The organism is Bifidobacterium mizhiense, assembly GCF_020884755.1.
Taxonomy (GTDB): Bacteria; Actinomycetota; Actinomycetes; order Actinomycetales; family Bifidobacteriaceae; genus Bombiscardovia; species Bombiscardovia mizhiensis.
Window position 1 is genome coordinate 157,988 of the sequence record NZ_BPWE01000002.1, and the last position, 11,688, is coordinate 169,675.

Here is an 11,688-nt window from a genome sequence, read left to right on the forward strand (position 1 = left end):
CTCATGGCGGCGCTCAACGGGCCCGCCCAACAGCAAAGATGCGTGAAACCAGCCGCCCCAGCAGGTTGAGCAGCAGGACAATAAGGATCAGCACCAGGGCCGCCGCCCAGGCCCGCTGCATGTGGACGTCGGTCAGGCATCCCGGGTCAGCGCCCGGTCCGCAGACGGCCAGCCCCTGGGAATACTCGTTGTAGACGAAGACCGGCAGAGTGGTCATCCTTCCGGAGAAGAGGTTGGGGTTAGTGGTGGCGATGAAGCCCGAGGCTATCAGCAGTGGCGCCGTTTCCCCGATGACCCGTGCCACGGCCAGAATAGTGCCCGAAACGATTCCGGGCAGGGCCGTGCGCAGAACAATGCTGGTGATGGTCCGCTGCTTGGTCACCCCCAGGGCATAGGCCGCCTCACGCAGGTCGTTGGGAACCACGGCCAGCATATCCTCGGAGGTCTTGACCACCGTGGGCAGCATGAGCAAGGAGAGGGCCACTGAACCGGCCAATCCGTTGACGGTACCCGGTCCGACCACCATGGCAAACATGGAGAAGGCAAAGAGGCCGGCCACGATGGAGGGAATCCCACTCATCACGTCCACCATGAGACTGATGGCCTTGGCCAGGCGACCTCCATGGGCGTACTCAACCAGGTAGACCGCGCACATGACACCCACCGGAATGGATATGACCATGGATCCAAGGGTGATCTCCAGGGTGCCGATTACCGCGTGCAGAATACCGCCATAGCCCCCGGTCGGCGTGGGGTTGCCCCCTACCACACCGCTCATGTTGTGAGTGAGGAAGTCCGGCGTCAGCCGTCGCACACCCTTGGACAGGCTGACCCAGAGCACCGAAACCAACGGAATCAGGGCGACCAGGAAGGAGAGCCCGATCAGGACGGTCATCAGCCGGTCCTTGCGCTTGCGGGCCCGTATGGAGGACCTGGTTGGCCTGAAACGATCAAAATCGATAACCGGCCCACGATCAGTGCGGTTTGCCATCATGCACCCGCCTTTGCTGTGATCCTACGCGCCAGATAATTGACGATAAAGGTGATAATGAAGAGGACCAGACCGGTGGCCACAAGGAGGGCCACACCCTGGGAGTCCGCCTCAGGGAACTGGGCAGCGATGTTGGCGGCGATGGTTTGGCTTTTTGAAGCCTGGAGCAGCCGCAAGGAGTAGCTGAAGCCGGGCGAGAGGATCATCAGCACCGCCATGGTCTCGCCCAGGGCGCGTCCCAGCCCCAGCATGGAGGCCGAAATGATGCCCGAGCGGCCGAAGGGCAGAACCGCAAGGCGGATCATCTCCCACTTGGTGGCGCCCAAGGCCAAGGCGGCCTCCTGCTGCAGTCGAGGGGCCTGGACCAGGATGTCGCGGGTGACCGAGGTGATGATGGGCAGAATCATGACCGCCAACACCAGGGCCACGGTGGCCACGGACCGGGCCGGTGCTGCAACGGGTCCGGAAAAGAGCGGAATCCAACCCAAATGAACGGACAACCAACGCCAGAAGCCGGTGATATTGGGAACCAGGACCAGAGCCCCCCAGAGCCCGTAGATCACCGAGGGCACGGCGGCCAACAGGTCAATCACCGTGCTGAGCAGCGTGGACAGGCGGGCGGGAGCGTAGTAGCCGATGAAGAGGGCGATGCCCAGGGAGACAGGAAAGGCCAAGAGCAGGGCCAGGCCGGCAATCAGAATGGTGCCGAAAACCAACGGGCCCACATAGCCCAGGAAACTGCTCGCCCTTCCACCGCTCAGGGAGAGGATGGCCTGGGTGCGGGAATCCGGGTCCCCAGTGAAGGCTGGAAAGGCCCGCAGGATCAGAAAGAGAGTGACCGCAGCCAGGGCCAACAGGATCAGGATGCCCGCCCCGGTGGCACAGACCTTGAAAATCCTATCCACCCGCTTGGCCTTGTTCAGGGTTGCGGTCCCGTCAGGTTGCTCGCTCATGCCTTCCCCCCGATGGTCTCCACCGAAGCCATGGCCTGACCGCGCAGCCCCTGCCCCAGCTCGGCGCTGCCCGCGTTGGCCGCAGCCATGCGCTGGCCCTGCTCGCTCAGCAGATAGGTCAGCCAAGCCTTGGCGAACCGAGCCTTGGATCCGTCTGAATCATCTCGATAGGCGGTGCAGACCACGTTGTAAGAGACCAGGACGATGGGATAGGTATGCTCCCGGCTGGTGCGATGGTCCACAGCCAGAACCACCCGTCCAGGCTGGCTGGCCTGGGGATCCCGCTGGGCCAGATCGAGCAGGTTGGCCGTGGTCTTGGCCGTAGGCGGCTGCCAGGTCTTCCCCACTTGGACGGCCACCGTACCCAGCCCGGTGGTCTGGGCTGCGTCCGCATAGCCAAAGGTGCCCTTCGCCTGGTTCATGGTCATGACCACTCCGGCAGTGCCCTTGGCGCCCTGCCCCAGGTCGTTGGGCCAATTCTCGCCCGCTGGGTAAGGCCAGGCGGACCCGGCCGTGTCGTGCAGGTAGTTCAGGAAGCTTTTTGTGGTGCCGGACTTGTCCGAACGATGAATCACGGTGATGTCCAGGTCAGGCAGATTGGCTCCCGGGTTGAGGGCCGCTATGCGCGGATCCCGCCAATTGGTGACCTTTCCGGAGAAGATCATGGCGATCAGAGCCGGATCCATCCGCAGATGGCCGCCTGAACCCTTCGGCCACAGATCAGGAAGATTGTAGGCCACGGCGATAGGAGTGGCGTAAACGGGCAGGTCAAAGGCCGTACCGGAACCGCAGACCTTACGCGAGCGCTCAAGCTGCTCTGTTGTCAGCGGCGCATCGGTTCCGGCCCAGATGGTCGAACCCGAAAGGAAGGCGTTGACACCAGCACCGGAACCTGCCGGATCATAGGAAATACGCGCCCCTGGATGCTGCTTGCGGAAGCCGGCTATCCAGGCCTCGTCGGCGCTCTGCTGGGAGGACGCGCCGGATCCGGCGAACTCGCCCTGGAACAGCGTCTGATTTGCGGTGTTGCCTGTTGTGCTGCTTGCAATGGGGACGTTGTCACCGCAGGCCGCTAGGGGAATAATCATTGCCAGGGACATGAGGAGGGCCGGAAATCTACCACGACCATGACCATGTGCGTGCATGCTACCTACCTTGACCGCCGTTTCATTTCAAACGTCCGTCCTTATCAGCCCGTGTTGGACTTTCCCGTATTCACATTAGCGAAGCCCGCCTCACACAGCATACTGGAAACGCTGGCCGTCGGACAAACTCGTCACATCCGCGTCAGCCATGTGGAAAAAACCAATCACAATCCACAGCCGGGTATATCATAAGGTCATTGTCAGACGCTTAGCTCTCTTGTTCTTTTTCATAGTGTCACCGGTATCGGTATGCCCTGATTTGCTTTCTAGGACGGCACCGCAGGGAGCGGTATGCGCAGTGAGGACTAACCCGAAGGAAGTGGTGGTGCATGAGGAAGCAGGAGCTCGCCAAGCAAGGGCGGACCCTCAGCAAGGATGGAGCCTTCGTCAACGGAAAGCTCACCCATGAAGCCTTCCTGTCGCTGGCCATCCTGACCGTCATCACCTTCCTGGGCAACTTCACCCAATTGCAGCTGGCTTCGGCCCTGCCCACCATTGTGGACGAGTTCCACATCACCCTGACCACCGGCCAGTGGCTGACCTCGGTATTCCAGCTGGTCATGGGCGTCATGGTGCCGTTGACCGGCTTTCTGACCAAACGCTTCTCCACCAGGCAGATCGTCATCACCTCCATGGCCGTCTTCACCCTGGGATCCCTGCTCAGCTGGCAGTCGCAGACCTTTGCCCTGGTCCTGCTGGGCCGCATCCTGGAGGCCGTAGGCACGGGAACCATGTGGCCCGTCCTGCAGATCACCGTCTTCTCCATCTATCCGTTGGCCAAGCGCGGTATGGCCATGGGCACTGTGGGCTTGGCCATGAGTGTGGCCCCGGCCATCGGCCCCACCCTGGGCGGCTGGCAGACCGACGCCAACGGCTGGCGCTCCATCTTCCTGACCCTGAGCATCTGCGGGGCCGTGGCGCTGCTCCTGTCCATCTTCGGCCTGCGCAACTTCGGCCAGCGCGATACCAGCGTCAAGGCGGACTTCTTCTCGGTGGCCCTGTCCATCTTCGGATTCGGCGGCCTCATGTTCGGCTTCACCAACATCGAGAACTTCCCCATCACCTCCTTCATGACCTGGCCTTTCATGTTGGTAGGCCTGATCGGGATCATCTGGTTCGTACTTCGCCAGCTCCACCACGACAAGCCCCTGCTGGACCTGCATGTGCTGCGGATCAAGAACTTCACCGTAGGCACCATCATCGCCTCCATGTCCTTCTTCGCCTTCAGCTCGGTCACCGTCATCCTGCCCATGTACATCCAGACTGACCGCGGCTTCTCGGCCACCATGAGCGGTCTGGTCATGCTGCCAGGAGCCATAGGCACCGCCATCGCCCAGTTCTTCGGCGGTCGGCTGCTGGATCGCTGGGGCGCACGGCCCGTGGCCATGACGGGCTGCTCGGTTCTGCTGCTGGGCACCATCGCCATGAGCATGATCGGCGCCAACACCTGGATCGGCCTGGTCTCCATCTGCCAGTTCATCCGCCAGATCGGCATGGGCTTCACCCTGATGCCCTTGACCACTTGGTCCCTGAACAACCTGGCTCCCAAGGATGTTTCAGCTGGTTCGGCCGTTACCAACACGGCCCGTCAGATTGCCGGCGCTGTCGGCGCACCCATCCTGGTCATTCTCATGGAGACCATCACCGCCCTGCGTCACAACGCCATGGGCGGTGGTCACTCCACCCAGATCGCAGCCAACATCTTCGGCGTACAGTGGGCCCTGCGCATCTCGGCATTGATCTGCCTGGGCATGGTTCTGCTGGTCTACTTCGGCGTTCGTGGAAACGGCGCCGGCTCCGGCCGTCAGATGACCCGCATGCTCCTGCGCCACATGCACATCATCCACACCGACACACCTGCCGTCACTGCCTCCCCCGCCGACTCCAAGGCCCAGGACTGATCACCGAGTGGTTTTGCGGGCTATGACCTGCGATCCTATGACAAGATCCTGGGGAGCCGTAGCTCTGCCTCCGATACGTCCCAGGACGCGGTCGACGCAGGTTCGCGAGATCCATCCCAAGCAGGAATCCATGGTAGTAAGCGGAGTCTGCAGATAAGCCGACTCTTCGATATTGTCAAACCCGATAATCTGGACCTGGTCGGGTACGGCTCTGCCGTAAGCAGTCAGAGCCGAGAGTGCGCCGATAGCCAGCTGATCATTGAGAGCAACCACCCCATCGAAGGGCACCCCCGTCTCTAATATCCTCTGCATGGTCAGGTACCCACTGCCCAAGGTCCAGTCATAACCGGTAACCCCCAGAAGCCGATCATCCAGCTGCAGTCCCCTGGCATGGACCGCCTTAAGCACACCTTTCATCCTTAATTCGGCATTGCCTTCGATTGCAGCCTCCAACTGATTCTGGTCGAGCGGCGCATGCAGACCAACAACCGCCAGCGAGCGCACCGATCGATCAAACAGGTACTCCGCGGCCATGCGAGCTGCTTCGGCATCATCGACCATGACATGATCCGCCACTCCATGGGTAGTGCGAGCTCCTACACAAACCAAGGGGTAGCGCACATCCAGGTCCTCCACGGCGAACCGCTCAAGCTCCGACATAGAAAGGATTATGCCGTCACTGATGGTGCTGTTAAAGGATGCCAAAATCTCATGCGCACCCTTGGCAGACCCCTCGGCATAGGTGCTGACATAGACTGCATAGTCCCGCAGGCGGGCGCTGTCGATGACCCTATTAGCCAATTCGGCCAAGTAGGGAGGTGTCAACGAAGGCACAGCCAGCGTAATGATACCGGTTTTGTTCCGGTGCAAATTACGGGCCGCGGCATTGACCTTGTATCCCGATTCGTCAATCACCTGCTGCACACGCGCACGGGTCGCCTTGGACATACGGCCATTGCCGTTGATCACATTGGACGCGGTCTTCAGCGAAACACCCGCCTTGCTGGCCACCTCGCGCAAGGTGATCCGCTTACCTGGACGTCCTTCATCCGTAGCCATAGGCACCCCCTAGAATGCAACAACCTCCAAGGCACTATGGCGATCAGATCTACTGACGGGTGACCACCACACCATGCACTCCTATAGTGTACCGATTACCGGATAAACCACCTCCACTGCACTGGGTCGCTCGTTGCACCACCAAGGCCTCGCCCATGGTAGACACATCTCTGACAACTGTCGATCCCCGATTGAAATAGAAATGATACCGACCCCGTGGCCCGGATCTGATCAGGTGCACCAACCTCGGGTCACCATCACCTCCGTTATGCAGCCCTACCCCTGTTGGGCCAGTGAGAAAATCAGGAGGAAAGATCCGATTGATCACCGAAACCAGCGATTCCTTGGCAAAGCCCGTCCCTAGATAGAGAACGCGGCCCTGACCATATCCATGAATAGTCACCGCAGGCTTTCCAACCATGTCGAGATCATAGGAACGACGCCCCTGATAACGAGCCAGCACCTTCACCGAATCCTCTATGTACAAGGGCTCGTTGACCCATATATTGCCCTCAATGCCCTCTGATACCAGGATGGATCCACCGCCTTGGTCACTGGTACCCAAGGCGATCATCTCCTGGGAAGCGATACCTGTCAAATCACGCAAAACCGCAGGATATCCGCCCAGGCCGACGTGCATATGGTCGTCCATAATGCCACTGGCGAAGTCCACCACCAGCCGGCCACCCCTGCTCACATAATCGCGCAAACGGCCGGCTTGCTCCTGATCCAGCAGAATCAGAGCCGGCAACACCACCACGTCATAGCGCTCCCATTGCCCTCTCAGTGGCATTACGTCCGCCCTGTATCCGGCATCAAGCAGAGCCTGATACCAGGTATAAACCTGCTGCCAATGATCTACAGAACAATCGGGCAGAGTCGAATCAGCCATAGACCACTGGCAGTCGGCATCAAAAAGCAGGGCAATGGACGAGGGTTCCAATTGGGTCCCGGCCAGTCCGCTCCGGGAAAGTCCGCGCAAAATGCCTCCCAAATCGGCAACCTGTGCATAAATCGCCGAATCCGGCCCTGCGTGGGGGATCATGGCCGAGTGGAAGGCCTCTGCACCGAAGGCGGACTGCCGCCATTGGAAGAAGTTGATCGCATCCGCCCCCATAGCTACGTGGGCCAGAGCGTCCCGGATCAGTTCGCCTTGACGCTTGGAGGCGTTGAAATTGCGCCAGTTGACGGCTGATGTGGAATGCTCCATCAGACACCAAGGATGACCTTGGGCATAGGCATCCACCAGTGAATCCGAGCAGAGCAGCTCATCCAAGTGTCCGGGTCCATGGGCGAAATAGTGGTCATTGGCCACGAAATCGACCTGATGGGACCAACGCTCATAATCAAGGACGCATTGGTCTGTCGAGACCATGAAGTTGGTAGTCAGCGGTTTATCAGGGGTGAGCTCCTGCAGCTGATCACGTTCGGCACAGAAAAAATCCATCAGCGCATCTGAGCAGAATCTACGGAAATCCAGACGCAGCGACGGATTGATGAAGGCATCACGCACGCCAGCATGTTCAGGCAGGGGAACCTGATCGAAGTTCTGCAGACGCTGGGACCAGAAATCGTTGCCCCAGGCCCGGTTCAGCTCCTCGATGCTGCCATAGCGCCGGCGACACCAGCCTTGGAAGGCCTTCAAGGCATCCTGCGAGTAGTCGGCTGCGTTGTTCCATCCATATTCATTGCCTACATGCCAGGCAACCACAGTCGGATTGTCGCGGAAGTGCTCTCCCATGACCCTGCAAAGGCGAAGGGCATAGCGTCGAAAAACAGGCGAGGTAGGCCTCCAGGATTGTCGAGCCCCCGGATGGACCAGGGTTCCATCCGCCTCCACGGGCAACACCTCAGGATGTGCCTGGTAAAGCCAGTATGGGGCCGTGGCCGTAGCCGAAGCCATGTCTACGGCGATACCGGCTTCTCCTAGCAAGGTCACCACCCGATCCAGCCATCCGAAATCCCAGACTCCGTCACTGGGCTCCAGACGTGCCCACGAGAAAATGCCCAGTGTCACCATGGTGACGCCGGCCCGTTTCATCAGCGCAACATCTTCGGTCCATACCTGCTCTGGCCATTGGTCCGGGTTGTAATCCCCGCCGAACCAGATTCCTCCCGAATGACCGTTGGGCTCCTTCGGCCATCGGTAAGGTCTATGTGGTTGGGGCTGCCGACGGTCATGATGGTCCGTTTTGCTCATGCCTAATCCCGTCTGCGTGTTTCTGCTATTCCTTGACAGCACCAGCAGCCAAGCCGGATTGCCAGTATTTCTGCAGCAGCAGGAAGGCAACGATGATGGGAATGATGGTGACCAGGCTGCCCGTCACCACCAGGTTCTGAATGGCATGGGCACCAGCTGTCGATGCCTGATCCTTCCAATTGTTGAGCCCGATTGTCAGCGGATACCAATTGGAATCCTTGAGCATGATCAAGGGCAGGAAGTAGTTGTTCCAAGTGGCCACAATAGTGAAAAGCGCCGTGGTTACGATGCCGGGGGCCAGCAGAGGCAGACTGACCTGCCAGAAAGTACGGAACTCCCCGGCCCCGTCGACTCGGGCAGCCTCCAGCAGCTCAGTAGGCACCGCCTGGTCGGAAAAGATCCACATCAGGTACAGGCCGAAGGGCGAGATCAGACTGGGGATGATCATAGCCCAAGGCGTATCGGTCAGTCCGATCTTGGCGAAGAGCAGGAACTGAGGCACAGCCAGAGCAATACCCGGCACGCTGATGGCTCCGATGACTACTGCGAAGACCAGGCGACGGCCAGGAAAGCGGAACTTGGCCAGGGCATATCCACCCAGTACTGCCAGCAAGGTGGCGCCACCGGCTCCCACAACCACGTAAAGCAGGGTGTTGAGCAGCCAGCGCCCGAAGATCCCGCCCTCATAGGTGAACACTTCGCGCAGGTTGTCCCAGAGGGCGAACTTGTGCCCAAAGGCCAAGCCGAAGGTGCCAATGAAGTCCGACTGGGTCTTTGTGGCATTGATGACCAGCCAGATCAGGGGAAACAGGCAATAGAGCGCGAAGATTCCCGCAACCAGGGTCAACAGCCAGCTGCGCCGCGGATTGTCCGGATTGGAGAATCCCGTTCGAGCTGCCCTTCGACGTTCCGCGCGCTCATCACGTGCGACGCGCCGAGCACGCATACGCTCAGCCTTGGCCCCGTCGGTAGTCCTCGAATCAACCGTGCTCATTGCATCTGCTCCTTCATTCCCCTGAGCTGGACGGCGTAGGCAGCGACCATGGTAATGATGGCCATGACGATGGCCAAGGCCGCCGCGTAATTGCTCTGACCGCCCATGAAGCTCAGGTTGTAGGCATACATATTGGGGGTGTAATAGGTGGTGATCGCATTGCCTGGAACCATGGTCTGCAGGACCGAGGGCTCATTGAAGAGCTGGAAACTGCCGATGATGCTGAAGATGACCGTGATGACCAGGGAGCTCTTGAGTTCAGGAACCTTGATGCTGCGCACGATCTGCCACTCCGAGGCCCCGTCGATGGCCGCTGCCTCATAGAGCGAGTGCGGCACAGTCGACAGCGAGGAATAGAAAATCAGCATGTTGTAGCCCGTGAACTCCCAGGTATTGATGTTGCCGATGGCGGCCAGAAGCACGCTGGGCTGCAGAACATCGATATGCGTGCCCAGCCATTGATTCAAGGAACCCACCATTCCGTACTTGGTGCCGTAGATGAACCCCCACATCAGAGCCGCCACCACAGCAGGCACCGCATAGGGCAAGAAGGTGGTGATTCTGAAGAAGCGCGTGCCGTGCAGCTTGAGCGAGTCCAGGGCCAGCGCCATCAATGCCGCCAGAAGGAGCATGATGGGCACCTGAACCACAGTGAAGAGCGCCACACGGCCAACTGATGACCAGAACTGCCCGTCCTTGATCAGCCTGGCGTAATTGGCCAGACCCACAAAGACGTTCCCTCCGATCATGCGCTTCTCATACAGACTCAGGTAGATGGCATAGAGCACCGGCAGGACGAAAACGAATACGAAGACCAGGACAAAGGGTCCCATGAACTTCCATCCACGCCAGTCGGGCCTGTGAGGCCGCTCCCCAGTGCGACTCTCGCTGGTTCCGCCAGGGCCTTGAGCCCGCGCGGGGGCCGGAACCCGCACAGTCGAACTTTCGACTTCACTCATGATGCCTCTCCTTCTTTCCTGTCGCTGCCCGGAGACGGCCATGGTCAGCCGCCTCCATAATCACTCACTTATTGACCTGATACCCCTGCTGGTTGCCGTGATCCACTAGCTTCTGCTGATAGTCCTCAAAAGCCTTCTCCAGTGTGGTCTGCTTCATGTAGGCCTTGCCGATGGAATCTCCATAGGTCGACTGGGCGAAGGGGTTGTAGGGCAGGTACTGGAATTTGGAGACTTTGAGGTTGGCTGCCTCGGTCAGCACCTTGTTGACTTCCTGACCTCCGAAGTACTCGTTCTTCTTGCTGGTGAATTCAGTCGAGCTCAGGATGCGTTTCAGCGAGGGGAAGCTGCCCTGGTCGGCCATGACCTGAGCTCCCTTGCCGTGCGTCAGGTATTCTGCGAACTTCCAGGCGGCCGCCTTGTTCTTGGCTTTCTTGGGCACGACAAGAGCCGAACCGCCGTCTTCTGCGGACACGCTGTCTCCCTCTTTCCACTGAGGCAGAGGCGCGACCCTCCAGTTGCCCTTCTGGTCGGGTGCACCGGACTCCAAATTGGTGGGCATCCAGGCACCGATGGTCAGCGAGGCCACCGATCCATCGTTAAGCGCCCTGTTCCAGTCATCGGACCAGTTGGCGGTCTTGGTATCGAGCAGGTCTTCATCGATCAGCTTCTGCTGAAAGTCGATATACCGCTTCATGCCGGCATCCTTGGTCATGTTGATGGTGATCTTGTCACCATCGACCTTCCATGGGTGGGCCCCAGCCTGCCAAGCCTGTGCGGTGAATGGCTGATAGGCGTTCTTGTCGCCGGCGTTGTTGGTGATGTAAGAGCCCACAGCTCGGATCTTCTTGGCGTCCTGGTAGTACTCATCCCAGGTCTTTGGGGGCTCGGGAATACCAGCCTTGTCGAAGACCGCCTTGTTGTAGAAGAAAACCTCGGGACCGGCATCAATGGGCAGAGCATAGGGCTTGCCGTCATACTGGACTTTGTTCCAGGGTCCCGGAGCGAAGTCATCAGCAAACTTATCCGCCCCATACCCTGACAGGTCTTCCAAGTTGTCTTCAATCGCGAACTGCTGGACGGTAGGATCCTCCAGCATGGTGACATCGGGGATGCCCTTGCCTGCAGCGACTGCGTTGGACAAGGCCACCTGAGTGTCACCAGCAGTGCCGGTGTTGTTGTACTTCACAGTGATGCCGGGGTTGGCCTTTTCAAAAGCAGCAATGGTCTCCTTGATACCATTGCCCCAGCCCCAAAAGATTATGCGCCCAGAGGCCTTGCTGGTGTCCGCTGGCTTCGATGTTGATCCAGACCCGCTGCTTCCACAGGCAGCGAACGAGGCCAAGGCGACCACGGTGACGCCCATGGTCAGGATTTTCCTTGCAGAATTCATGATGAACCTTTCGATGTTTGTAAAAACCACGTCCTTGATAAGGTTTTGACGCCCTGCTCCTTCCGACTGTTGATACAACTGTGTACCAACGTGTTA

At 59.4% G+C, this 11,688-nt stretch carries 9 protein-coding genes; 1 reads left to right on the forward strand and 8 read right to left on the reverse strand.

What is annotated here, in order from left to right:
- Positions 1–13 precede the first annotated feature (13 nt).
- From pstA to LPC22_RS04175, 3 genes are read right to left on the reverse strand one after another with little or no spacing between them, the layout of a single operon-like run.
- A complete protein-coding gene (gene pstA, locus LPC22_RS04165) occupies positions 14–994 on the reverse strand; it encodes a phosphate ABC transporter permease PstA (RefSeq protein WP_229132570.1) in 981 nt (326 codons plus the stop codon).
- Positions 991–1,944 carry a phosphate ABC transporter permease subunit PstC gene (gene pstC / locus LPC22_RS04170; protein ID WP_229132572.1) on the reverse strand — a complete coding sequence of 318 codons (954 nt, stop codon included), beginning with the start codon at positions 1,942–1,944 and terminating at the stop codon, positions 991–993. The genes pstA and pstC overlap by 4 nt, the downstream gene beginning before the upstream one ends.
- Complete coding sequence (locus tag LPC22_RS04175; RefSeq protein ID WP_229132574.1) at positions 1,941–3,044, reverse strand: phosphate ABC transporter substrate-binding protein PstS; 1,104 nt, start codon at positions 3,042–3,044, stop codon at positions 1,941–1,943. Before LPC22_RS04175 ends, pstC begins: the two co-directional genes overlap by 4 nt.
- Positions 3,045–3,418: 374 nt before the next feature.
- Here LPC22_RS04175 and LPC22_RS04180 point away from each other — a divergent pair, with 374 nt between their 5' ends.
- A complete protein-coding gene (locus LPC22_RS04180; protein WP_229132576.1) occupies positions 3,419–4,990 on the forward strand; it encodes an MDR family MFS transporter in 1,572 nt (523 codons plus the stop codon).
- Here LPC22_RS04180 and LPC22_RS04185 read toward each other — a convergent pair whose 3' ends face one another.
- From LPC22_RS04185 to LPC22_RS04205, 5 genes are all read right to left on the reverse strand, one after another.
- A complete protein-coding gene (locus LPC22_RS04185) occupies positions 4,991–6,049 on the reverse strand; it encodes a LacI family DNA-binding transcriptional regulator (protein WP_024627435.1) in 1,059 nt (352 codons plus the stop codon).
- Between the two features lie 49 nt (positions 6,050–6,098).
- Entirely contained in the window at positions 6,099–8,249 is a 2,151-nt protein-coding gene (locus LPC22_RS04190; RefSeq protein WP_229132578.1) for a beta-galactosidase, read from the reverse strand.
- A gap of 25 nt (positions 8,250–8,274) precedes the next feature.
- On the reverse strand, positions 8,275–9,243 hold the full coding sequence (locus LPC22_RS04195; protein ID WP_198189600.1) for a carbohydrate ABC transporter permease: 969 nt from the start codon (positions 9,241–9,243) through the stop codon (positions 8,275–8,277).
- The gene (locus LPC22_RS04200; RefSeq protein WP_229132580.1) at positions 9,240–10,202 is read right to left on the reverse strand and encodes a carbohydrate ABC transporter permease; all 963 of its coding nucleotides are present in this window, start codon (positions 10,200–10,202) and stop codon (positions 9,240–9,242) included. The genes LPC22_RS04195 and LPC22_RS04200 overlap by 4 nt, the downstream gene beginning before the upstream one ends.
- A 64-nt stretch (positions 10,203–10,266) precedes the next feature.
- Entirely contained in the window at positions 10,267–11,592 is a 1,326-nt protein-coding gene (locus LPC22_RS04205) for an ABC transporter substrate-binding protein (RefSeq protein WP_229132582.1), read from the reverse strand.
- Positions 11,593–11,688 lie beyond the last annotated feature (96 nt).

What these genes read in the sequence shown, in the direction of transcription:
- pstA (WP_229132570.1), bottom strand. Translation starts at nt 994, where the DNA reads ATGATGGCAAACCGCACTGATCGTGGGCCGGTTATCGATTTTGATCGT.
- pstC (WP_229132572.1), bottom strand. Translation starts at nt 1,944, where the DNA reads ATGAGCGAGCAACCTGACGGGACCGCAACCCTGAACAAGGCCAAGCGG.
- LPC22_RS04175 (WP_229132574.1), bottom strand. Translation starts at nt 3,044, where the DNA reads ATGTCCCTGGCAATGATTATTCCCCTAGCGGCCTGCGGTGACAACGTC.
- LPC22_RS04180 (WP_229132576.1), top strand. Translation starts at nt 3,419, where the DNA reads ATGAGGAAGCAGGAGCTCGCCAAGCAAGGGCGGACCCTCAGCAAGGAT.
- LPC22_RS04185 (WP_024627435.1), bottom strand. Translation starts at nt 6,049, where the DNA reads ATGGCTACGGATGAAGGACGTCCAGGTAAGCGGATCACCTTGCGCGAG.
- LPC22_RS04190 (WP_229132578.1), bottom strand. Translation starts at nt 8,249, where the DNA reads ATGAGCAAAACGGACCATCATGACCGTCGGCAGCCCCAACCACATAGA.
- LPC22_RS04195 (WP_198189600.1), bottom strand. Translation starts at nt 9,243, where the DNA reads ATGAGCACGGTTGATTCGAGGACTACCGACGGGGCCAAGGCTGAGCGT.
- LPC22_RS04200 (WP_229132580.1), bottom strand. Translation starts at nt 10,202, where the DNA reads ATGAGTGAAGTCGAAAGTTCGACTGTGCGGGTTCCGGCCCCCGCGCGG.
- LPC22_RS04205 (WP_229132582.1), bottom strand. Translation starts at nt 11,592, where the DNA reads ATGAATTCTGCAAGGAAAATCCTGACCATGGGCGTCACCGTGGTCGCC.